Below are 21,721 nucleotides of genomic sequence, written 5' to 3'. Positions count from 1 at the left end.
CGGCATCGTGCACCGCGACATCAAACCCGAAAACGTCATGTTGCGCGCCGACGGCAGCGTGGCGCTGGCCGATTTCGGCATCGCCAAGTCCATGCTGCAGTCGCAGAACATGGGCCTGACGCAAACCCACCACGGCGATGTGGTCGGAACGCCCTACTACATGAGCCCCGAGCAAGCCACCGGCCGCAAGGTCACGGCGCTGTCCGACCTCTACAGCCTGGGCGTGATGCTGTTCGAGATGCTGGCCCACCGCAGGCCTTACATCGCCGAGTCACTCGAGCTGTTGCTGGCCAAGCACCTGAACGCCGAAACCCCCGCACTGCCGGCCCCGCACGCGGACCTGCAAGGCATCGTCAACAAGCTGATGGCCAAAAGGCCCGAGCAGCGCTATGAATCGGCCGAGGCGTTTTTGCTGGAACTGGAAGCCGTGGCGCCCGCACCCGAGATTAGTCTCTAGCTTCTAGTACTTCAGAGCAGTGCTTTTTCCCCAGAAGACCCTGTACGCAAAGATCGTGTAGCCGATGATCATCGGCAGCACCACCGCCGCCCCGGCCAGGATCACACCCATGGCCTCTGGCGCGGCGGCGGCTTTCCAGATGTCCAGGCTGTCGATCACCAGCCAGGGAAACAGGCTGTAGGCCAGGCCGTAGAAGGCCAGCATGAACACACCCACCGTCGCGCCGAAGGGCACCCAGGCGCCGTATTCATTGCCCTGGGCCAGYCGCACCGGCAGGCGCTGCAGGCTGCGGAAGATCACACCGAACAGCACCAGCGTGGCGGCCGGAATCGGCAGCAGCAGCACGATGTTGGGGAAGGAAAACCACTTGTTAAAAATACTGTGGCTGACCAGCGGCGTGGCGATCGAGATCGCCGCCACCCCGGCCATGGTGAACCACAGGCTGGCACGCGCCCAGCGCACCGCGCGCAACTGCAGCTCGCCCTCGGACTTGATGATGAGCCAGCCCGCGCCCATCAGGCAATAGGCCGCCACCAGGGACAGGCCTATCACCGCGTTGAACACGATGGTCCACCAGTTGCTGGCAAAGCCGGTGACCAGCGAGCCCAGCATATAGCCCTGAGACCAGCTCGCCAGCAGCGAGCCGGTGTAGAACATGCGGTTCCACAGCGGCTTGTGGCTGGCGCGCGCCTTCACCCGGAAGTCGAAGGCCACGCCGCGCAAGGTCAGGCCTATCAGCATGAAAGCCACCGGCAGGTAGAGCGCGCCCAGGATCACGCCGTGCGCCACCGGAAACACCGTGAGCAGGATGCCTACGCCCAGCACCAGCCAGGTTTCATTGGCATCCCAGAACGGGCCTATGCTGGCGATCATGGTGTCCTTGTCCTCGTCGCTGGCTCGGCGCATCAGCACGCCCACGCCGAGGTCGTAACCGTCCAGGATCACATAGGCCAGCATCGCCAGCCCCATCACCACCAGGAAAACAATCGGCATCCAGCCGGCGGCTTGCGTCAGGTCGGGGGCAAGATCAAGCATGGGATGCTCCTTCCTTTTCGGGATAGTTCACGACGTTGAGTTCTTTTTCGGTTTCGCCCGCGGTGTTGTCGTCGTCGCCGAAAGGCTTGTCCGCATGCTTCCTGTGCCGCGCGAGGTAGAAGACCACCGACACATAAGACGCCAGCAGCACCGCGTATAGCGCGAGGTAGAGCGACAAGGTCAGCGCGATGCGCGGCGCCGGCACTTTCGAGGCCGCGTCGGCCGCCGTCAGCACGCCCGTCACCAGCCAGGGCTGGCGGCCGATTTCGGTCACGTACCAGCCGGCGACCAGTGCGATCCAGCCCGCGAAAGTCATGGCCACCAGCAAGCGGGCATGCCACACCGTCAAGGTGCGCGCCGGGTCTCTCTTCCACGGGGCCAGCTGCAGCACGCTGGCCCAGCTGACCAGCAGCATCAGCACGCCCACACCCACCATGATGCGGAAGGCCCAGAACACCGGCGCCACGGGCGGGTGCTTGCCCTCGAACTGGTCCAGGCCCTTGACCTCGCCGTCCATCGAGTGCGTGAGGTAGAGCGAGGCCAGCTTGGGGATCGCGATTTCATAGCGGTTGGCCTTGGCCTTTTCGTCCGGCAAGGCGAACAGAATCGCGGGCACGCCTTTTTCGGTTTTCCAGATGCCCTCCATCGCCGCCAGCTTGGCCGGCTGGTGCTCCAGCGTGTTGAGGCCGTGCTGGTCGCCCGCGACAATCTGCAGCGGAATCAACATCGCGGCCATGTAGATACCGGTCTTCAGGCCGGCCATCACTTCGGCCCCGCGGTCGTTGCGCAGCCAGCGGTAGGCCGAAATTCCGGCCACCAGAAAGGCCACCGTGAGTCCGGAAGCCAGCAGCATGTGCGTGAGCCGGTACGGGAAGGAGGGGTTGAAGATGACTTCAACCCAGCTCGTCACATGCGCCTGGCCGTTGATCATTTCAAACCCGGCGGGCGTCTGCATCCAGGAGTTGAGCGCCAGGATCCAGAAGGCCGACAGCGTGGTGCCGCCCGCCACCAGCAGGGTGGCCACGGTGTGCATGGTCTCGCTGACGCGTTCGCGCGCGAACAGCATCACGCCCAGCATGGTAGCCTCCAGGAAGAAGGCCGTCAGCACCTCATAGGCCAGCAGCGGCCCGGCGATGTTGCCGACCTTCTGCATATAGCCCGGCCAGTTGGTGCCGAACTGGAAGCTCATGGTGATGCCGCTGACCACGCCCAGCGCGAAGGTCAGCGCGAAAATCTTCACCCAGAACTGGTAGGCGTCCATCCAGAATTGGTCCTGGCTTTTGACGAAGCGCAGCTTGAAATACAGCAGCACCCAGCCCAGCGAGATGCTGATGGTCGGGAACAGGATGTGGAAGGTGATGTTGGCCGCGAACTGGATGCGGGCCAACAGGAATGCGTCAAGTCCGTCCATCGTCAACTCCTGGTGTCATCGGGAAGGTTGGCAGGCAGCGCTGCGGGTGGTGCGGGCGCTCCGGAAGGCTGAGCCGCCACTGTGGTGGATGGCGCGCGGCCTGTCAAACCGGCCTTCATGCCGCCGGTAACCTTGTTTTTCATCTCCAGCAGCTTCTGCACCTTGGCGCCCATCTTCATGAGGCTCATCAGGGTCGCCGAATCCATTTTCTGCACGTCCGCCAGCCAGCCCGTCATGAGCTCAATCAGGTCGTGCATCTGCTTCATGCGCGCCTGGGCGTGGATGTCGTCCGCATGCGAGGGGTGTTCCATCAGCGCATCGCGCAGCATGGACAGCGTCGGGTCGATCTCGCGCTTGCGGCGCTCTTCGGCCAGCGTGCGGAAGATGGCCCAGACGTCTTCAGGCGCCTGGAAATACTCGCGCCTGTCGTTGGGCAGGTGCTGCAAGCGCACCAGGTTCCAGGACTGAAGCTCCTTGAGCCCCATGCTGACGTTGGAGCGGGAGAACGCCAGCGCCTCGCCGATTTCGTCGGCATTGAGGGCCCGCGGCGACACATATAAGAGAGCATAAATCTGCCCCACGGTGCGGTTGATGCCCCAACGGCTGCCCATTTCACCGAAATGCAGGACAAAACGCTGGGTTAAGGGGGGCAGGTTCATGGCGCCGGGCCTCTTTGGTTTATTGAATTTTCAGGAATTACTGAAATTCTAATAAATTGAAACAGTTTGCGCCAGTCAGGTTTGATTGACCCTGCGCGGCTGTCGGGGTGCGCCGGGCACCTTGCGGATTGAATTCAGCCAAGCAAGCCGGGCGCAATATGGTCATACTGGCCCGCCCAAACCACAACACCTCAAAAAGGACTCCATGCGCCACACCACCACAGCCCTCGGCTTTGCCGTCACCTTGGCCTTTGTGGCCGGCATCGCGTTATCACCGTTGGCCCAACGCGCCTTGCCCGAAGCGCATGCGCAAGCCGTGCCCCTGGCGCCGGCGATGATTGACCTTGCTGCGCTCAAGCACAGCGACATTCCCCCCACCCCAAACCCCGAAATGAACGCCAGGGGATTGGTCATCACCGACAACGCCACCATCGGCATTCAATCCGGCAACGTGGCCAAACACATTCACCCCAAAACCGACGAGATCCAGTACATCATCGAAGGCAGCGGCGCGATGTGGCTGGGCGGCGAACGCAAGGAGTTCAAACCGGGCACGCTGATCATCATCCCCAAAGGCACGGCTCACGGCGGTACGCTGGTGACCAGCGGGCCCGTCAAGGCGCTTGCCATCAAGATCCCGCCGCAACCCAGGGACGACGTGACCTTCGTGAATTGAGCAACTGAGCAACTGAGCGGGTGCGCCCGCAGCCAGCGGCGTTTCAGCGTTGAGCGCGGGGCGCGGCGGGGCGCCGCCGTACAGCCGGGCGCTTCCTGGCGGCGGGCGGTGGTGCCACCGCCACCTCGGGCGTGGACTCCGGCACCAGCAACACCACTTCCTTGAAGCCCAGGCCCAGCATGCCCAGCTCCTCGGCCGCCGCGCGGCTCAGGTCGATGATGCGGTTGCCGGCGTAGGGGCCGCGGTCGGTGATGCGCACGTCCACGTCACGGCCGTTGACCAGGCTGTGCACGCGCACCAGGGTGCCGAAAGGCAGGGTGCGGTGGGCGGCGGTGAACTCGCGCATGTCAAAACGCTCGCCGCTGGCGGTGCGCCGGCCGTTGAAGCGCGGGCCGTACCAGGAAGCCGTTCCCCGCTGGAACTCGCGCGGCACTTCGCCGCCCAACAGTTCGGGGCGTGGCCGCTCGCTGAGAGATACCGATGCTGGCACTTCATCAACGGCCTGGCCGGGCGCGTCATGCTGCTGCGCCGCGGCGGGCCGGGGCGTCGTGCGAGGTCCCGGCGGTGTGGTCGGCGCCGTCGTGCACGCCGCCAGTAAGGCGACCAAGGCCGCCGCACCGGCGACTCGAACAATCTGGATCACACCCTGCCGCATGGGGTGGCCGGGCTCAAGCCCGTTGCTGCAGCCGCCCGATGATTTCGGTCGTCGCCGCGGCCTGGTTCATCGTGTAGAAATGAATGCCGGGCACGCCCGCGGCATACAGCTGCTCGCACAAGCCGGTGATCACGTCCAGGCCGAAGCTCTTGATGGACGCGGTGTCGTCGCCGAAGCCCTGCAGGCGCAGGCGTATCCAGCGCGGGATCTCGGCGCCGCAGGCGTCGGAAAAGCGCATGAGCTGCGTGGAACTGATGATGGGCATGATGCCAGGCACCACAGGCACGTCCACGCCCAGCGCCTGCGCGTCGTCAACGAAGCGGAAGTAGGCGTCGGCATTGAAGAAATACTGCGTGATGGCCGAATCGGCGCCGGCCTTGACCTTTTTGACGAAGGCCTGCAGGTCGGCGTCGGCCGATCGGGCCTGCGGATGGACTTCGGGGTAGGCCGCCACCTCGATGTGGAAGGCGTCACCGGTTTCCTCGCGGATAAAGGCCACCAGGTCGCTCGCGTAATGGAACTCGCCGCCGGCGCCGTAGCCGCTGGGCAGGTCGCCGCGCAGCGCCACCAGGCGCTTGACGCCCATGGCCCGAAGCGTGGCCAGTTGCACGCGCACCGTGGCCTTGGTCGCGCCCACGCACGAGAAATGGCAGGCCGCGGCCACACCTTCGTCGAGGATTTCCTTCACCGTGCCGAAGGTGCCGTCCTGCGTGGAGCCGCCGGCGCCGAAGGTGACCGAGCAGAACTCGGGCTTGTGCGCATACAGCGCCTGGCGCACCACGCGCAGTTTCGCCGCGCCTTCGGGTGTCTTGGGCGGGAAGAATTCAAAGCTGAAGGGCAGGTTCATCACGTATCTCTCACTCGTTGTCGGTTTTTTTGTCGCGCCGTTTGCCGCGCGCGGGGCCAGGCTGGCCTGCATGCGCGAGTTCGGAGTCTTCGTGCGGCGCGCGGGAGGCGCGCATTTCGGCGCGCGGAACCCGCTTGGCGACCTTGCGCTGCGGCGCAGCCGGCAGCGGCTGGTCTTCACCCGCCACCTCATCGCCTTTGACGGCCTGGATGAAAAATTCGCGGTTGCCGTCGCCGCCTTCAATCGGCGAGGCCAGCCAGGCCTTGACCTCTAGCCCCAGCGCCGCGCAGGCATCGCGCAAACGTTTTTCCACGAACTCAAAATGCGCGGGGTCACGCACGATGCCGCCCTTGCCGATCTGGCCGGGCTGCAATTCAAACTGCGGCTTGACCAGCATCAGCAGATCGCCGCCGGGCTTGAGCAGGCGCACCACCGCCGGCAGCACCAGCGTCAGCGAGATAAAGGACAGGTCGCCGGTCAGGAAGTCGAAGTCGGCTTCGATGGACGGGGTTTCGTCGCCTTCATCGTCAACATCGAAGTCATCCGAAAAATCCATATCGCCGCTATCGCCCGCATGGCCGGCCACCAGGTCGGCGGCCGTCATGGAACGCGCATTGACGCCTTCGATGCAAACAACACGCGGGTCCTCGCGCAGGCTGGCATGCAGCTGGCCGTGGCCCACGTCCACCCCCACCACCTGCACGGCGCCGTGCTGCAGCAGGCAGTCAGTGAAGCCTCCGGTCGACTGGCCGACGTCCAGGCAGCGCAGGCCGGCCACGGACAGTCCCGTGGCCTTGAGCGCGCCTTCGAGCTTGAGCCCGCCGCGCGAAATGTATTTGGCTTCCGTGGTGTCCAGCAGCTGAAGCTCCGCGCCTTCCGGAATCTCGTCACCGTTCTTGGCGACTTTTTTCCAGGGCGCCTCCGCCTCCGCACGCCACTGCACGCCCGATGCAATCAGGCGCTGGGCCTGCGAGCGGGTGGCGGCATGGCCGTGGTCGACGAGGAAGAGGTCAGCGCGCATGTAGTGTTCCGGTATTCCAACAACAGCCTCAAGGGCGTAGCGAGCGGCCCGAGAGCAAGGCGCGGGCGTCAGGCAACCGGAATGCACTTGAGGTGCATGAGGATTGCCTGATCGGGACCCGCAACGCCGCTATCGGGTCGCGCAGTAGCCACGAAAAATCAATAGCGGTAGGTATTGGCTTTGTACGGGCCGGCTTTAGAAACGCCGATATAAGCCGCCTGCTCATCGCTCAGCTCGGTCAGCACCGCGCCGACCTTCTTCAGGTGCAGGCGCGCGACCTTTTCGTCGAGGTGCTTGGGCAGCACGTAAACCTTGCCCACTTCATAGTCGGCCTGCTTGGTGAACAGCTCGATCTGGGCGATGGTCTGGTTGGCGAAGCTGGACGACATCACGAAGCTCGGGTGGCCGGTGCCGCAACCGAGGTTCACGAGGCGGCCCTTGGCCAGCAGGATGATGCGCTTGCCGTCCGGGAAAATCACGTGGTCGACTTGCGGCTTGATCTCTTCCCAGGTGCATTTTTCAAGCGCAGCGACGTCGATCTCGTTATCGAAGTGGCCGATGTTGCAGACGATAGCCTGGTCTTTCATCTTCGCCATGTGGTCGTAGGTGATCACGTTCTTGTTGCCGGTGGCGGACACAAAGATGTCGGCCTTGTCGGCAGCGTATTCCATGGTCACGACCTTGTAGCCTTCCATCGCGGCCTGCAGGGCGTTGATCGGGTCGATCTCGGTCACCCACACCTGGGCGGACAGCGCGCGCAGCGCCTGGGCCGAGCCCTTGCCCACGTCGCCGTAGCCGGCCACGCAGGCGACCTTGCCGGCCACCATCACGTCGGTGGCGCGCTTGATCGCGTCGACCAGGGATTCGCGGCAGCCGTAGAGGTTGTCGAACTTGGACTTGGTCACCGAGTCGTTGACGTTGATGGCGCGCAGGGCCAACGTGCCCTTGGCCGACATTTCATTGAGGCGCAGCACGCCCGTGGTGGTTTCTTCGGTCACGCCGATGATGTTCTTCAGGCGGCGGCTGTACCAGGTCGGGTCTTGTGCGAGCTTGGCCTTGATCGAGTTGAACAGGCAGATTTCTTCTTCGCTGGTCGGCTTGGAGATCAGGCTGGCGTCTTTTTCGGCTTTGGTGCCCAGGTGCATCAGCAGCGTCGCGTCGCCGCCGTCGTCCAGGATCATGTTGGGGCCTTCTTCAGGCGTGCCTTTGGCGCCGCTGAATTCAAAGATGCGGTGGGTGTAGTCCCAGTAGTCGGCCAGGGTTTCGCCCTTGATGGCGAACACCGGCGTGCCGGCGGCGGCGATCGCGGCGGCGGCGTGGTCCTGCGTCGAGAAGATGTTGCACGAAGCCCAACGCACGTCAGCGCCCAGGGCCTGCAGGGTTTCGATCAGCACGCCGGTCTGGATCGTCATGTGCAGCGAACCGGTGATGCGCGCGCCCTTCAGCGGCTGCACCTTCGCGAACTCTTCGCGGATGGCCATCAGGCCGGGCATTTCGGTCTGGGCGATGTTCAGTTCCTTGCGGCCCCAGGCGGCAAGCGAAATGTCGGCAATGACGTGGTCGGTGGAAGGCTTCAGGACGGCGCTCATACGGTTCTCCAATAATCAGACGTAGTAACTGGGCAAAATCGCCACGGGCATGCGGCTTCAAGAAAGGGGGAATTCAGTCATTCACCCGGCTTGAGAGAGCACATGCGGGTGAGCGTGGTTGCAATGAAGTCCTGAGCCTGGTCCACGTGGTGTGGCTTGCAACGCTCCTCAGGAAGCCACGATTGTAATTCCATTTCCAATTCAAAGCGATAGGTCGTTGCACCGCCTTGCCGTGCTGTAGCACTGTCTGCGGCGGCGCGCCTACTCTCGCTTCGAATTGAAAACGGAATTACCGCCCCGGGGCCCGCTCAGCCTTTGAAAGCCGCGAGCAAGAGCCGTGCGAAAATTTCACCATGCAAGAATTTTCCCGCTGGCCTGTTACAGAGCGCCGCCGCATTACAGGCGTCTTCACTGATATCGACGACACACTGACCACCGAAGGGGAGATCACCCCCGATGCGCTGGAAGCTTTGGGTGAATTGAAAGCAACCGGGTTCAAGATTGTGGCCATCACCGGCCGCCCGGTCGGCTGGAGCGAACCCTTCGCGGCGCGCTGGCCTGTCGATGCCATCGTGGCCGAGAACGGCGCCGTGGCCCTGCTACCCGATGCCAAAAGCGCCCCGCCGCGGCCGCTGGCCAAAATCTACCAGCAGGATGCGGCCACACGCAGCGCCAACTTCAGCCGCATGCAGGCCGTGCTGGCGCGCATCGAACGCGAACTGCCGGGCGTGCACCGCGCCACCGATTCACCGGGCCGCGAGACCGACATTGCCATCGACCACAGCGAATTCACGCAACTCAGCGACGGGCAGATCGCCGCCGCGGTGGCGCTCATGAAAAGCGAGGGCATGCATGCCACCGTGAGCAGCATCCACATCAACGGCTGGTATGGCGACCACAACAAGCTCGAAGGCGCTCGCTGGATTGTTCGCCAGCTCTGGCAGCGCGACCTGGATGCCGAAATGGACAACTGGGTCTACGTGGGCGACTCCACCAACGACCAGCTGATGTTCAAGGCCTTTGCCAACAGCGTAGGCGTGGCCAACATCGCGCGTTTTGTGCCGCAACTCGCGCATCTGCCGCGCTATGTGACGCGGGGTGAGCGCGGCGCGGGCTTTACCGAAGTAACCCGCGCCTTGCTGGATTAATTAGTTAACGGCTGGTGCGCCCGTGCGGCGCAGCGAAGTCCAGCGCAGCCAGGCGCCCAGGGCGGCAACGGCCAGCACCAGGCCCGCATAGCCCTCGGCCGTGGCCGGCMGGCCCAGCGGCGCAATCAGCCGGCCGGCCAGCATGGCGGGCACGCTGAACGCCAGGTAACTGGTGGCGTACAGCGCGGCGAACAGTTCGGCGCGTTGCTGCGGCTGTGCCAGCGGGGCCAATGTCTGGACCTGCGCCGAGAAAGCCGAGCCGCCGCCGAAACCGGCCAGCGCCGTGCCCGCGAAAAACAGCCCCACCGAATGCGTGGCCAGTGACACCGCCACCCCGCCGGCGCCCACGGCCAGCAAAGCCATGCCCAGAGCGCTCATGCGCACGGGCGACAGGCGGCGGAGCAAAGTCGGCGACACGGCGCCCAGGCCGAAAAAAGTCGAAATGGCCAGCCCGTTGACGATGCCGTTGTGGATGCCGAAGATCTGCTGCAGCATCGAAGGCACCAGTGAGAGGTAGAGCCCCGCGAAGGACCAGACGGCCAGCATCGTCGGCACGCCGCGCAAGAATTCAGCGCGCGCCTGCACGGGTATCGAAATACGCGGTACCAGCGAAGCCAGCGCACCGGGGCGCGGCGTGGCGCTTTCCGGCAGGAACAGCGTGGCCACCGCACCCGTGACACAAATGGCGGCCAGCACGCCGAACACCAGCGGCACCGGGTGCAGCGCGAACTGCACGGCGATGCCGGTCAGCAGCGCGCCCACGGCCAGGCCCGCCAGCGGCGAGACGCTGCCTATCATCGCGCCCAGGCGTTTTTGCGCGGCCGGGGCCGCTTCCACCACAGCCGCCGTCAGCGCGCCGCTGACCATGCCGGTCGCGATGCCCTGCACGACACGCGCCGCGATGATGCCGTTGATGCCCTCAGCCAGCAAAAAAGTCAGCATCGCGCCGGCCTGTAGCAACAAGGCGGTAAACACCACGGGGCGCCGGCCTATGTGGTCGGACAGCGAGCCGGCCACCAGCAGCGAGGCCAGCAGCGCAATCGCGTAAATCGCGAACGCCACCGTCAGCAGCGCCGGCGAAAAGCCCCACTGCTGCTGGAACACCACAAACAGCGGCGAAGGTGCGCTGCCCGCCACGAAGAACGCGAACAGCAGGACGGCCAGCAGCGGGAAGGCCGCCGCGGGCGGCAGTTGCCAGCGGGCGGCTGAGGCGGAGGATGGGGCTTGCACAGAGGGGGCGGGTGCGGTCATGGGAAACGCTCAACTTTCTTGAAGCTCTTAAAGCAAATTTGTTTGCGTTTGTGAATTCTACGTCGACTTTTAAATTAACGCAAACATCGTTGCTTTAAGCTAGAATTTGCCCATGAACACCCCTCTCCCCAGTCAGGTCAAACGCCCCGGTGGCCGTAGCGCCCAGGTCCAGGCCGTGGTGCGCAAGGCGCTTGAAGAGTTGATTGCCCAGGAGGGCCGCGACAAGGTCACCGTGCCGGCCGTGGCCGAGCGCGCCGGCGTCAGCGCCTCCAGCATTTACCGGCGCTGGGGCGACGTGAACGGCCTGCTGGGCGAAACCGCCACGCAGCGGCTGGACCCGAATCGCCCCCTGCCAGAGACGGGCGACCTGAAAGCCGAACTCGCGGCCTGGGCCAGGGAGCTGATCACCCACCTCAACAAGCCGGGCAATGCCTCGATGCTGAAGGCAGCTGCCGCGCTGGCCGGCTCGGAAGAAACCAATTGCCTGAAGAACCGCCGCAACGAAGCCACCGTGCTGGTCAAGCGCGCCCAGGCGCGCGGCGAGACCACTCCCACGGTGCAACAGGTGCTGGACCACATGATGGCCCCCATCATTTACCGTTTGATTTTTGGCGCAGGCGTTGAACCCGCTCTGGCGGAACAGCTCGCCGACGAAGTATTCGTACTTGCCGGCGTTCAGCCCGCTAGTTGGGTTTAGCCAGGCCTAACTTGTCGATCAACGCCTTCTCGCGGACCACCGTATCCTGCGCGAACTTCGTGTAGTCGGCCGAACTCAGGTAGTTGGGCAGCATGTCGTAACGGGCCAGTGCCGCCACGTAGCTGGGTTCTTCCATCGCCTTTTTGAAGGCATCGTGCAGGCGCCTGACCACCTCGGGCGGCGTGCCCTTGGGCGCGCCTAAACCGAAAGGCGAGTTCTGCACGATGTCATAGCCCAGTTCCTTGAGGGTGGGCGCATTCGGGAATTTGTCCAGCCGCTTTTCGCCCCAGGTGTTCAGCACGCGCAGCTTGCCGGCCTCCACCTGCGGTGCAAAGCCGGTGCTGTCGGCGCCCGCCATCAGCTGGCCGCTGACCAGCGCCAGCATCAGGTCGGCGCTGCCCTTGTAGGGCACATGCTGCAGCTCGATGCCGGCCTTTTGCGCGATGAGCTCCGTCGTCAGGTGCGGGCTGGTCAGCGTGCCGGTGGAGCCGTAGGTCAGCTTGCCGGGATTGGCCTTGGCATAGGCCACGAAGTCGGCCCAGGTCTTGAACGGGCTGTCGGCCGGCACCACGATGCCGAAGGCATAGCCCGTCACGTTGATCACATAGCTGATGTCCTTGACCGGGTCCCAGTTGATCTTGGTCGTATAGCCCAGGCGGAACACGCCCAGCGGAATCTGCGCCAGCGTGTAGCCGTCGGCCTGTGCGCTTTGCAACTGCTGGGCCGGCAGGGTGCCGCCCGCACCGGGCTTGTTCTCGACGATGRCCGGTTGGCCAAGAATCTTGCCGGCGTTGTCAGCCAGCGAACGCATGGTGATGTCGGTCGGCCCGCCGGCCGGGAAGGCGACCACCAGCTTGATGGGTTTGACGGGAAAGGTCTGCGCCAGCGCGGCGCCGCCGATCGCGGGTATCGCCAATGCGGCGGCGGTTTGAAGTAAGTGGCGGCGGTGCATGGGAATGTCTCCGTTGTTTTTGGAATAGCGGCCATCATGCCCGCCGATCAGCCTTGGCGCATCAGGGCAACACCTGAATACCGGATCGGGTTCCTGCCGGCCTCGAAATAGGCTCCCATCGCATTCGCCCCCCGGAAATCTGTCGGCGCTCGCCGACGAAACAGGCCCTTGAATTTGCTGGATATTTTGCAGGGGCTGAAGACGCCTGTCGGTCCATGCCGACGCCTCTGCTTGCCCCCAAATTTAAAAGATGTTGATTTGACTGGATTTTTTCCGTGGCACGGATTGTGAAAAGTCCATGCGCTGGCGCGAAAAGTTGCTTGAACCATTTCGGGTTCATTTGCGACTGATGTGCGCCACAGCGCAAAACGCCAAGCGCATTTATCAACACTCCATTCAGGATTTTTAAGGACTTATATGAAACTCAAACATCTCGCACTCCTCGCCGCATTGATGATGGCCGGCCAGTCGTGGGCACTGACCGCTTACGAAAAACAGCATGGCTGCAACAACGACGGCGAAGGCTGTGCCGGCGGCGGTGGCGCCGGACAGGGCGGCGGCGGCGGTTATGAATCGTCGCAATACGTGGCCGCGTTTATCAGTGAAGGCAGCCTCTGGGAGATGTTTTCAGACAGCCAGGGCGGTTTCACCATCGAAACAGACCTTGGCAGCGGCAAAAAGAAGGTCCACATCGGCGAAAAGGCGGCCTACCTGATCAAGCCACCGCCTGCCAATTCGCAAATGAAGCGCGCTTCCCTGGTCTATGGCGCCATGGCGCCGGCCCTGAGCGCGGAAGCAGCGAAGAAAAAGGCGGAAGAGGAAAAAGCCAAAAAAGCACAGGCCGAGGCGGCCGCCGCCCAGAAGGCGGCTGAAAACAAGGCTGTTGCGGATGCCATCCAGAAAGCCGGCGGCGCTGGCGCCTATTCAGCCGGTCTCGGGGGACCTGCCGCTGCCAAACCGGCCGGTGGCGGTGTCATTGCCGGCACCCCGGCCATCGGTATGCAGCCTGCGGCCGGCCTGTCGGCCGGCGCCATCACCGCACGCAAAAAACCGTAAGGCAGTGCGTCCGCAGCCCGCCTATCCAGCGGTCCGCTCGAGCACGCTCTTCAAGGCCTTGCCCGTATGTGTGCCCTGCTTGACCACCGCTTCGGGCGGGGCCGACGCCACCACACGCCCACCCGCATTGCCGCCGTCCGGGCCCAGATCGATCACCCAGTCGGCTTCGGCGATCACGTCGAGGTCGTGTTCGATCACCACCACGCTGTGGCCGCCGTTGACCAGGCGGTGCAGCACGTGGATCAGCTTTTCGACGTCGGCCATGTGCAGGCCCACCGTGGGCTCGTCCAGCACATACAGCGTGTGCGGCGCCTTCTGGCCGCGGCGCGTGATGTCGTCGCGCACCTTGCTCAGTTCGGTCACCAGCTTGATGCGCTGCGCCTCGCCGCCCGAAAGCGTCGGCGAAGGCTGGCCCAGCGTCAGGTAGCCCAGGCCCACGTCTTTCAGCAGCTGCAGCGGGTGGCTGATGTTGGGCATGGAGGAGAAGAAGTCCACCGCCTCGTCCACTTCCATTTTCAGCACGTCGCCGATGTTTTTGCCGCGCCAGGTCACGGCCTGGGTTTCGGGGTTGAAGCGCGCGCCGTGGCAGGTTTCGCAGAGCACCTTCACGTCGGGCAGGAAGCTCATGCCGATGGTGCGCACGCCCGCGCCTTCGCAGGTCGGGCAGCGGCCCTCGCCGGTGTTGAACGAGAAGCGCCCGGCGCTGTAGCCGCGCGCGCGCGCTTCCAGCGTGTCGGCAAACAGCTTGCGAATCGTGTCCCAGAAGCCGATGTAGGTGGCCGGACAGGAGCGCGGCGTCTTGCCGATCGGTGTCTGGTCGACTTCCAGCACGCGGTCCACCGCCGCATAGCCTTCGATGCGTTCGCAGCCGGTCCAGTCCGGCGTCTTGCCCCTGTCGTCGGCGTCGCGCCCGGACTTGGTCGAGCGCTGCATCACGCCGGCATGCACATTGGTCAGCAGCACGTCGCGCGCCAGCGTCGACTTGCCGGATCCCGACACGCCCGTCACCGCCACCAGGCGGTACAGCGGCACGGTGACCGACACATCCTTGAGGTTGTGCAGGTCGGCATTGACCACCGTGAGCCAGGAGGTGAACTTGCTGGCCGCGGCGGGCGCCGCATTGTGCAGCGCGCTGGCATTGGCCGCGGCGGCTTTGAGTGCGGCGGCCTTGAGCAAGGCCGCTTTCTGCTTGCTCACGGGCTTGGCGTTGGCGGCGGCGGGCAGCGCCTCCACCACGTCCACCGGCGCCGCGCCCTTACGCGTTTCGCGGCGCGCATGCAGCGGGTGGATCAGCGGGTTCGCCAGGTAGCGGCCCGTCAGCGACTCGGGGATGGCCGACAGCTGCGCCGCCGTGCCCTGCCCCACCAGCGTGCCGCCGCGCTTGCCCGCACCGGGGCCTATGTCGATGATGTTGTCGGCTCGGCGTATCGTGTCTTCGTCGTGTTCGACCACCACCAGCGTGTTGCCGCGGTCGCTGAGCTTGCCCAGCGCGCTCAGCAAAATCTGGTTGTCGCGCGGGTGCAGGCCTATGGTCGGCTCGTCCAGCACGTAGCAGACGCCCTGCAGGTTGGAACCCAGCTGCGCCGCCAGGCGTATGCGCTGCGCCTCGCCGCCTGAAAGCGTCGGCGCGCCGCGGTCCAGCGTGAGGTAGCCCAGGCCCACGTCCTCGAGGAATTCGAGCCGGCTCTTGATTTCGGGGATCAGGTCGCGCGCGATGCCGGCCTCGCGGCCCAGCAGCGCGAGTTTTTCGACCCAGCGCCGCACGTCGGTCACCGACAGCGCCGCGATGTCGGCAATGCCGACGCCGGCGAACTTCACCGCGCGCGCCGTCGCATTCAGGCGCGTGCCCGCGCAACCCGGGCAGGCGGTGCCGGCCAGGTCTTCCACCTCGGGCTCGGCAAAACTCTGTTCACGGCCCTTGTTGTCGTCGTCCATCACCGAGTCGTCGAACACCTTGCGCTGCTCCTTGGTGAGCTTGACGCCCGTGCCCACGCAATCCGGGCACCAGCCGTGCTTGCTGTTGTAGCTGAAGAGGCGCGGGTCGAGCTCGGCATACGAAGTCGCGCAGACCGGGCAGGCGCGTTTGGTCGAAAACGCGATCAGCTTGCCGATGTTTTTGGCGCTGGCGCCGGCCATCATCGCGCCGCGCAAACCATCGAGCGGCGCCAGCACGTGGACCACACCCCTGCCGTGCTCCAGCGCGGTGGCCAGCGCGGCGCGCAGCGCGGCCTCGTTCTCGGGCGAGACACGGATGTCGGCGATCGGCAGCTCCACCGTGTGTTCCTTGAAGCGGTCAATGCGCGGAAAGCCCGTGGTCGGCAAGAACTCGCCGTCGATGCGCAAATGTGTGTAGCCGCGCGGGCGCGCCCAGTCGGCCAGCTCGGTATAGACGCCCTTGCGTGCGATCACCAGCGGGGCCAGCAGGCCGATGTGCTGGCCGCGGTAGGTCTTGAGCAGCTGCGCCGCGATGCTTTCGGGGCTTTGCGGCATCACGGCCGCGCCTTCCTTGGTGCAATGCTGCACGCCCAGCTTCACATACAGCAGGCGCAGGAAATGCCAGACCTCGGTGGTGGTTCCCACGGTGGACTTGCGCCCGCCGCGCGACAGCCGCTGTTCAATCGCCACGGTGGGCGGGATGCCATACACAGCATCCACCTCGGGCCGGCCCGCCGGCTGCACGATGCTGCGCGCGTAGGCGTTGAGTGATTCGAGATAGCGCCGCTGCCCTTCGTTAAAGAGGATGTCAAAGGCCAGCGTGGACTTGCCGGATCCCGACACGCCCGTCACCACATTGAACTTGCCGCGCGGAATGTCGACCGAGAGGCTCTTGAGGTTGTTCTCTTTCGCGTTGACGATCTGGATCAGGTTGGAAAAGGCCGGCCGCGTGGCCCACACCTTAGGCCGCGACTCCTCGACGCCGTGCACCTTGCCCATGGCCTGCTCGTATTCGCGCAGCGCAAGTGCGGTGTGAGACGTGGGATGCTGGCGCACCTCTTCGGGCGTGCCCTGGGCCACCAGCAGGCCGCCGGCCTCGCCGCCTTCTGGGCCCAGGTCTATCAGCCAGTCGGCCGAGCGGATCACGTCGAGGTTGTGCTCGATCACGATCAGCGAGTGGCCGGCTTCCAGCAGCTTGCGCAGCGCGCGCATCAGCTTGGCGATGTCGTCGAAGTGCAAACCAGTCGTCGGCTCGTCGAACAGGAAGAGCGTGCCGCGCCCGGGCTGTCTGAGCGCCAGCGCCTGTTTGCTGGCGCTGGTGGTCTTGCTGGCATTGGCCAGGAAACCCGCGAGCTTCAGGCGCTGCGCCTCGCCGCCCGACAGCGTGGGCACGGGCTGGCCCAGCTTCACGTATTCCAGGCCCACGTCCACGATGGGTTGCAGCGCGCGCACCACCTCGCGGTCCTGCGCGAACAGTGCAATCGCCTCGCTGACGGTCAGGTTCAGCACGTCGGACACATTGAGCAGGCGCGGCTTGAGGTCGCCGATGGCCTTGCGCTCAATCGTCACTTCGAGGATCTCGGCGCGGTAGCGCTTGCCGTCGCAGTCCGGGCAGCGCAAGTAGACGTCGCTCAGGAATTGCATCTCGACGTGCTCGAAGCCCGAGCCGCCGCAGGTCGGGCAGCGCCCGTCGCCGTTGTTGAAGCTGAACTTGGTGGCGGTGTAGCTGCGCTGTTTCGCCAGCGGCGCCAGCGCGAACAGGTCGCGCACCGCGTCCCAGGCGCCGACATAGCTGGCCGGGTTGGAGCGCGCCGTCTTGCCGATGGGTGACTGGTCGACAAACACCACGTCGGTCAGGTGGTCGGCGCCCATGAGGCGGTCGTGCAGGCCCGGTGTTTCGGTCGCCTTGCCGAACTGGCGCAGCAGCGCCGGCGCCAGGATGTCCTGCATCAGCGTGGACTTGCCGGAGCCGCTGACACCGGTCACGCAGACCAGGCGCTGCAGCGGGAAGTCCACCGTCAGGTTCTTCAGGTTGTGGTCGCGCGCGCCTTCAAGGATGAGGCGCGGCGTGTTGTCGGTCACCGCGCGCTTGAAGCCCATGCCCACCTGCTTGCGCGATCCGAGGTAGGCGCCGGTCAGCGTGTCGGCATGCTTGATGTCGTCGGGCGTGCCGTCGAACACGATCTGCCCGCCCTTCTCGCCCGGGCCCGGGCCCATGTCGATCAGGCGGTCGGCCGCCAGCATCACGGCCGGGTCGTGCTCGACCACCACCAGCGTGTTGCCCGCGTCGCGCAGCCGGTGCATGGCCTGTGTGATGCGGTTCATGTCGCGCGGGTGCAGGCCGATGGAAGGCTCGTCGAGCACGAACAGCGTGTTGACCAGCGAGGTGCCCAGCGCCGTCGTCAGGTTGATGCGCTGCACCTCGCCACCCGACAGCGTGCGGCTTTGCCGGTCCAGCGTGAGGTAGCCGATGCCGACGTCGCACAGGTATTTCACGCGCGTCTGGATTTCCTCGAACAGCGACTTGAGCGCCTGCAATTCGGCGTCGTCGCCCATCACGTTCAGCGAAAGGCCGCTGAAGAAGTCGCGCAGCCTGTCGATGGGCAGGCGCATCAGGTCGTGGAGCGCCAGGCCCGGCAGGGCCTCAAGCTGCTCGCGGCTCCAGTGCACGCCCACCGGCATGAAGCGCTGGCTGGGCGGCAGCACCGCGTCGGCCGCTTCCCTGGAGCCCAGGCGCCACAGCAGCGATTCGAGCTTGAGCCGTGCACCGCCGCAGGTTTCGCAAGGCGTGTAGCTGCGGTACTTGGACAGCAGCACGCGGATGTGCATCTTGTAGGCCTTGCTTTCGAGGTACTCGAAAAAGCGCTTGATGCCATACCACTGCTTTTTCCAGCTGCMGTCCTTGTAACCCGGCATGCCGTTGATGACCCAGCCCTGTTGCGCCGGCGTGAGCTTGTACCAGGGCGTGTCGCGCGGAATGCCTGCCGCCTCGGCGTGGCGCATCAGGTCGTCTTGCGCTTCTTTCCAGGCCGGGGTCTGTATGGTCTTGATGGCGCCGGCGCGCAGGGTCAGCTTGTCGTTGGGAATCACCAGGCCGTAGTCGACGCCGATGACGCGGCCGAAGCCGCGGCAGGTTTCGCAGGCGCCCATGGCCGAGTTGAAAGAAAACAGCGAGGGCGTGGGGTTGGTGTAGCGCAAGTCACTGTCGGGACAATGCAGGCCGGTCGAAAAGCGCCACATCACATCGGGATGACCATCTTCCGCATGCTGCACGTAGACATTCAGGCGGCCGCCGCGCTTCAGTGCCGTCTCGATGGCGTCCATCACGCGGGATTTTTCCACCGCATGCGTGCGAAAGCGGTCGGCCACCACGTCGAGCAGCTTGTGGGGCCCGGCCGGTGTGGCGACGTCGCGCTGGGCATGCACGCGTGTGAAGCCGCTGACCGACAGCCATTGCTCCACCTGTTCGGCGCTGGTGTTGCCCGGCAGCTCGACCGGGAAGGTCAGCACCACGCGCGGGTCGCCTTCCCTGGTGCGCGCCATCAGTTCGGCGTAAATCGACTCCGGCGTGTCGTGGCGCACGTTCTGCGCGGTCTGTTTGTCGAACAGTTGCGCGGCGCGCGCGTAGAGCAGCTTCAGGTGGTCGTTGAGCTCCGTCATGGTGCCCACGGTGGAGCGCGAGCTGCGCACCGGGTTGGTCTGGTCGATGGCGATGGCGGGCGGCACGCCCTCCACCTTGTCGACGGCCGGCTTGTCCATGCGGTCCAGGAACTGGCGCGCATAGGCTGAGAAGGTTTCCACGTAACGGCGCTGGCCTTCGGCGAACAGGGTGTCAAACACCAGAGAGGATTTCCCCGAGCCGCTGGGGCCGGTCACCACCGTCATTTCACCGGTGCGGATGTCGAGGTCGATGTTTTTGAGGTTGTGCTGGCGCGCGCCGCGGATGCGGATGGTTCCCTGGGACATGAGTGCGGTCTTTCCTGAAGAGGTCAAACATTCTAGGCAAAGCCTCCGGCCGTGCGGGGCGTGAGGATTAATGCCCCTTTTGTGCACTTTTGCCGCCGGCAATTAGGGCGCATTCTGGTTTTCCTGCTGCCTGTTTTTGCGCTTTCATGTTTAACTTTGGCGGTCTGGGATCGATTCATCAAGGAGACACACCATGTCAACAAGCAAGCGCTGGTGCGCGGCCCTCGCGATGGCCGTCCTGAGCCAGCTGGGCCAGGCGCAAATCCTGGTCGGGCAGACCGCCGGCTTCAGCGGCCCCGTGGGCGCCGGCGTCAAGGAAACCACCGAGGGCGCCAAGCTCTACATCGACGCCGTCAACGCCAAGGGCGGCGTGAACGGGCAGAAGATCGAGCTGGTCTCGCTCGACGACAAGTTCGAGCCCAAGCTGGCGGCCGAGAACGCACGCAAGCTGGTCGAAGAGCAGAACGTGGTCGCCCTGTTCCTCACGCGCGGCACGCCGCACACCGAGGCCATTCTTCCCCTGCTCGAAAAATACGGCATACCGCTGGTAGGCCCGTCCACCGGCGCCATGGTGCTGCACCAGCCGGTCAAGAAGCATGTGTTCAACGTGCGCGCCACCTACCAGCGCGAAGCCGAAAAAGCGGTCACCCACCTGCACTCCATGGGCATCACCCGCATCGGCATCGTCCATGCCGACGACAGCTTCGGCGCCGACGGTGTCATGGGCGCGCAGAAAGGCCTGGCCACGGCCAAGCTGCAGCCGGCCGTGCTCGAAAAATTCGACCGCAGCAAGCCCGACTTCGGGCCCATCGCACCCAAGGTCTACCAGTCGAACGCGCAGGCCGTCATCATGGTGGCCTCGGGCCAGGCCGTGGTCGACGGCATCAAGGCCTTCCGCGCGGCCGGCTCCACGGCGCAGATCGTCACGCTGTCGAACAACGCCTCGGGCGGTTTTGTGAAAAGCCTGGGGGACAACGCCCGCGGCGTCATCGTGACGCAGGTGTTTCCGTATGAGCGCTCCATCGCCTTCCCCATGGTCAAGGAAGCCCAGGAACTGGCCAAGGCCAAGGGACAAAGCGAGGTGAGCCCGGCCATGCTGGAAGGCTTTGCCGCGGCCAAGGTACTGGTGGAGGGCCTGCGCCGGGCCGGCGCCAAACCCACGCGTGAAAAAATCCAGGCCGCACTTGAAGGCATGCGCAAGTACGACTTGGGCGGGCTGGAAGTGAGCTACTCCCCCGAAGACCACACCGGCCTGGACTTTGCCGACCTGTCCATCATCGGGACCGACGGCAAGTTCAAGAGGTAGCCCCCCTGCCGACGCTCACTTCGTGTAGCGTCACCTCCCCCCAGGGGGACAGGCGCCTTGCGCCCGGCAAAGCCGGATCGCGGCCCCTGCTCGAGAATTCGCCCCCCTGCCGACGCTCACTTCGTGTAGCGTCACCTCCCCCTGTGGGGGACAGGCGCCTTGCGCCCGGCAAAGCCGGATCGCGGCCCCTGCTCGAGAATTCGCCCCCCCTGCTGACGCTCACTTCGTGTAGCGTCCCCTCCCCCTGTGGGGGACAGGCGCCTCGCGCCCGGCAAAGCCGGATCGCGGCCCCTGCTTGCGAATTCGCAAACCTGCGCGTGCCGTGCGCCCTAGGTGCGCGGCCCCTCAGAAATAGAGGGCGTTTTCGAGTTCCTTGAACTTCTCGGGACCGACGGCTTCCTTGATCTTGGGCGCCAGTTCCTTGAGCTTGTCGATGTCGCCCGCGGCCTCCACCGCGAGGTTGAGCCGGAAACCCCTGAGGCCCAGGCCGGCCGTGAGCCGGGTCGCGATCGGGTAAGCCCTTGAATAGTGTTCCTGCGCGGTCAGCGTGGGCGAACCGTCGGCATTTTGCGCGGACGCTGCCGGCGCCGGGGCTGCGGCCACGGTCGGCGGCTGCACCGCGGCCGGCGCCACCAAGCCCAGGGTCAACAGGTGGGCGATGTCTTCCGCCGTGACGCCCAGGCCCGCGGTGGCCTTGACCACCTCCTCCATGCTGCGCTTGCCGTCAAACATGATGAAGGCGGAGCGTTGCCGCGGGGTCATCGGGATGGAACGGTCCTGCAGTGCGGATTGGCCTAATTCCGTCTTGGTGTAAATCATCAGCTGTTCTCCAGTAAAAACGCCGTGGGGCACAGACATTTGTGCATGGCGCAGAGACAGGTGTTAGTACTTTTTTGTCGCCTCTGATTCAATTTACCCCATTTTTGCCGCCAATGCACCTGTTTCGGGCGCGGGCGCGGCGATGTCCTTCAACCGGAGACGCATCCGCTGCATTCGTTCACACTCAAGCGCGGACCGCGAGGGGCGCCTGCAAGGCGCCGTGTTTTTCACCGCCGAGGTC

Annotated in this window: 17 protein-coding genes and 1 riboswitch; of the genes, 6 read left to right on the top strand and 11 right to left on the bottom strand. The window is 64.9% G+C overall.

Going from position 1 to position 21,721, the window contains the following annotated elements:
• The coding region (locus AC1D0P_RS05580; protein ID WP_477675795.1) for a serine/threonine-protein kinase at positions 1-457 on the top strand (457 nt) is incomplete at its 5' end.
• 3 nt (positions 458-460) lie between these two features.
• Here AC1D0P_RS05580 and AC1D0P_RS05575 read toward each other — a convergent pair.
• Genes AC1D0P_RS05575 through AC1D0P_RS05565 form a run of 3 tightly spaced genes read right to left on the bottom strand, consistent with a single transcriptional unit; the run spans position 461 to position 3,562 of the window.
• Positions 461-1,492 carry a cytochrome d ubiquinol oxidase subunit II gene (locus AC1D0P_RS05575; RefSeq protein ID WP_477675794.1) on the bottom strand — a complete coding sequence of 344 codons (1,032 nt, stop codon included), beginning with the start codon at positions 1,490-1,492 and terminating at the stop codon, positions 461-463.
• Positions 1,485-2,903 (bottom strand): cytochrome ubiquinol oxidase subunit I, encoded by a 1,419-nt coding sequence (locus AC1D0P_RS05570; RefSeq protein WP_477675793.1) that lies wholly within the window; start codon positions 2,901-2,903, stop codon positions 1,485-1,487. Before AC1D0P_RS05570 ends, AC1D0P_RS05575 begins: the two co-directional genes overlap by 8 nt.
• Positions 2,904-2,905: 2 nt before the next feature.
• Positions 2,906-3,562, bottom strand: a complete 657-nt coding sequence (locus AC1D0P_RS05565) for a GbsR/MarR family transcriptional regulator (protein ID WP_477675792.1) — start codon at positions 3,560-3,562, stop codon at positions 2,906-2,908.
• Positions 3,563-3,767: 205 nt separating this feature from the next.
• On the opposite strand from AC1D0P_RS05565, the gene AC1D0P_RS05560 reads away from it, so the two are divergent.
• Positions 3,768-4,238: a cupin domain-containing protein gene (locus AC1D0P_RS05560; protein WP_477675791.1), complete on the top strand. Its 471-nt coding sequence runs from the start codon at positions 3,768-3,770 to the stop codon at positions 4,236-4,238.
• A 43-nt stretch (positions 4,239-4,281) separates the two neighbouring features.
• Here the strand turns inward: AC1D0P_RS05560 and AC1D0P_RS05555 are convergent, their stop codons facing one another.
• The 4 genes from AC1D0P_RS05555 to ahcY all read right to left on the bottom strand — a co-directional run bounded on the left by AC1D0P_RS05555 (position 4,282) and on the right by ahcY (position 8,350).
• Positions 4,282-4,845: a septal ring lytic transglycosylase RlpA family protein gene (locus AC1D0P_RS05555; RefSeq protein WP_477675790.1), complete on the bottom strand. Its 564-nt coding sequence runs from the start codon at positions 4,843-4,845 to the stop codon at positions 4,282-4,284.
• Between the two features lie 61 nt (positions 4,846-4,906).
• On the bottom strand, positions 4,907-5,740 hold the full coding sequence (metF, locus tag AC1D0P_RS05550) for a methylenetetrahydrofolate reductase [NAD(P)H] (RefSeq protein WP_477675789.1): 834 nt from the start codon (positions 5,738-5,740) through the stop codon (positions 4,907-4,909).
• A gap of 10 nt (positions 5,741-5,750) precedes the next feature.
• A complete protein-coding gene (locus tag AC1D0P_RS05545; RefSeq protein ID WP_477675788.1) occupies positions 5,751-6,761 on the bottom strand; it encodes a TlyA family RNA methyltransferase in 1,011 nt (336 codons plus the stop codon).
• Between the two features lie 158 nt (positions 6,762-6,919).
• A complete protein-coding gene (gene ahcY / locus AC1D0P_RS05540) occupies positions 6,920-8,350 on the bottom strand; it encodes an adenosylhomocysteinase (RefSeq protein ID WP_477675787.1) in 1,431 nt (476 codons plus the stop codon).
• A gap of 103 nt (positions 8,351-8,453) precedes the next feature.
• Positions 8,454-8,526, bottom strand: a riboswitch (S-adenosyl-L-homocysteine riboswitch).
• Positions 8,527-8,703: 177 nt separating this feature from the next.
• Between ahcY and AC1D0P_RS05535 the strand changes: the two genes are divergently transcribed.
• Positions 8,704-9,498 carry an HAD-IIB family hydrolase gene (locus AC1D0P_RS05535; protein ID WP_477675786.1) on the top strand — a complete coding sequence of 265 codons (795 nt, stop codon included), beginning with the start codon at positions 8,704-8,706 and terminating at the stop codon, positions 9,496-9,498.
• On the opposite strand, the gene AC1D0P_RS05530 is transcribed toward AC1D0P_RS05535, so the two are convergent.
• A complete protein-coding gene (locus AC1D0P_RS05530) occupies positions 9,499-10,749 on the bottom strand; it encodes an MFS transporter (RefSeq protein WP_477675785.1) in 1,251 nt (416 codons plus the stop codon). It abuts the gene before it with no gap.
• 112 nt (positions 10,750-10,861) lie between these two features.
• Between AC1D0P_RS05530 and AC1D0P_RS05525 the strand changes: the two genes are divergently transcribed.
• Positions 10,862-11,446, top strand: a complete 585-nt coding sequence (locus AC1D0P_RS05525; RefSeq protein WP_477675784.1) for a TetR/AcrR family transcriptional regulator — start codon at positions 10,862-10,864, stop codon at positions 11,444-11,446.
• Here the strand turns inward: AC1D0P_RS05525 and AC1D0P_RS05520 are convergent.
• The gene (locus AC1D0P_RS05520) at positions 11,433-12,398 is read right to left on the bottom strand and encodes a Bug family tripartite tricarboxylate transporter substrate binding protein (protein ID WP_477675783.1); all 966 of its coding nucleotides are present in this window, start codon (positions 12,396-12,398) and stop codon (positions 11,433-11,435) included. The two genes, AC1D0P_RS05525 and AC1D0P_RS05520, sit on opposite strands and share 14 nt — an antisense overlap.
• A gap of 417 nt (positions 12,399-12,815) precedes the next feature.
• Between AC1D0P_RS05520 and AC1D0P_RS05515 the strand changes: the two genes are divergently transcribed.
• A complete protein-coding gene (locus tag AC1D0P_RS05515) occupies positions 12,816-13,454 on the top strand; it encodes a hypothetical protein (RefSeq protein WP_477675782.1) in 639 nt (212 codons plus the stop codon).
• A 21-nt stretch (positions 13,455-13,475) separates the two neighbouring features.
• On the opposite strand, the gene uvrA is transcribed toward AC1D0P_RS05515, so the two are convergent.
• Entirely contained in the window at positions 13,476-19,355 is a 5,880-nt protein-coding gene (gene uvrA, locus AC1D0P_RS05510) for an excinuclease ABC subunit UvrA (protein WP_477675781.1), read from the bottom strand.
• A gap of 193 nt (positions 19,356-19,548) precedes the next feature.
• Here uvrA and AC1D0P_RS05505 point away from each other — a divergent pair, with 193 nt between their 5' ends.
• A complete protein-coding gene (locus AC1D0P_RS05505; RefSeq protein ID WP_477655009.1) occupies positions 19,549-20,661 on the top strand; it encodes an ABC transporter substrate-binding protein in 1,113 nt (370 codons plus the stop codon).
• Positions 20,662-21,006: 345 nt separating this feature from the next.
• Here the strand turns inward: AC1D0P_RS05505 and AC1D0P_RS05500 are convergent, their stop codons facing one another.
• The gene (locus AC1D0P_RS05500) at positions 21,007-21,480 is read right to left on the bottom strand and encodes a hypothetical protein (RefSeq protein WP_477675780.1); all 474 of its coding nucleotides are present in this window, start codon (positions 21,478-21,480) and stop codon (positions 21,007-21,009) included.
• Positions 21,481-21,721: the final 241 nt, after the last annotated feature.

Source organism: Polaromonas sp. P1_G2 (assembly GCF_056405515.1).
This window is presented reverse-complemented; position numbering and strand designations above follow the sequence as displayed.

Excerpts from the sequence above, each read along its gene's own strand:
- AC1D0P_RS05570 (WP_477675793.1), bottom strand. The coding sequence starts at position 2,903 with ATGGACGGACTTGACGCATTCCTGTTGGCCCGCATCCAGTTCGCGGCC.
- AC1D0P_RS05565 (WP_477675792.1), bottom strand. The coding sequence starts at position 3,562 with ATGAACCTGCCCCCCTTAACCCAGCGTTTTGTCCTGCATTTCGGTGAA.
- AC1D0P_RS05560 (WP_477675791.1), top strand. The coding sequence starts at position 3,768 with ATGCGCCACACCACCACAGCCCTCGGCTTTGCCGTCACCTTGGCCTTT.
- metF (WP_477675789.1), bottom strand. The coding sequence starts at position 5,740 with ATGAACCTGCCCTTCAGCTTTGAATTCTTCCCGCCCAAGACACCCGAA.
- AC1D0P_RS05545 (WP_477675788.1), bottom strand. The coding sequence starts at position 6,761 with ATGCGCGCTGACCTCTTCCTCGTCGACCACGGCCATGCCGCCACCCGC.
- ahcY (WP_477675787.1), bottom strand. The coding sequence starts at position 8,350 with ATGAGCGCCGTCCTGAAGCCTTCCACCGACCACGTCATTGCCGACATT.
- AC1D0P_RS05535 (WP_477675786.1), top strand. The coding sequence starts at position 8,704 with ATGCAAGAATTTTCCCGCTGGCCTGTTACAGAGCGCCGCCGCATTACA.
- AC1D0P_RS05525 (WP_477675784.1), top strand. The coding sequence starts at position 10,862 with ATGAACACCCCTCTCCCCAGTCAGGTCAAACGCCCCGGTGGCCGTAGC.
- AC1D0P_RS05515 (WP_477675782.1), top strand. The coding sequence starts at position 12,816 with ATGAAACTCAAACATCTCGCACTCCTCGCCGCATTGATGATGGCCGGC.
- AC1D0P_RS05505 (WP_477655009.1), top strand. The coding sequence starts at position 19,549 with ATGTCAACAAGCAAGCGCTGGTGCGCGGCCCTCGCGATGGCCGTCCTG.
- AC1D0P_RS05500 (WP_477675780.1), bottom strand. The coding sequence starts at position 21,480 with ATGATTTACACCAAGACGGAATTAGGCCAATCCGCACTGCAGGACCGT.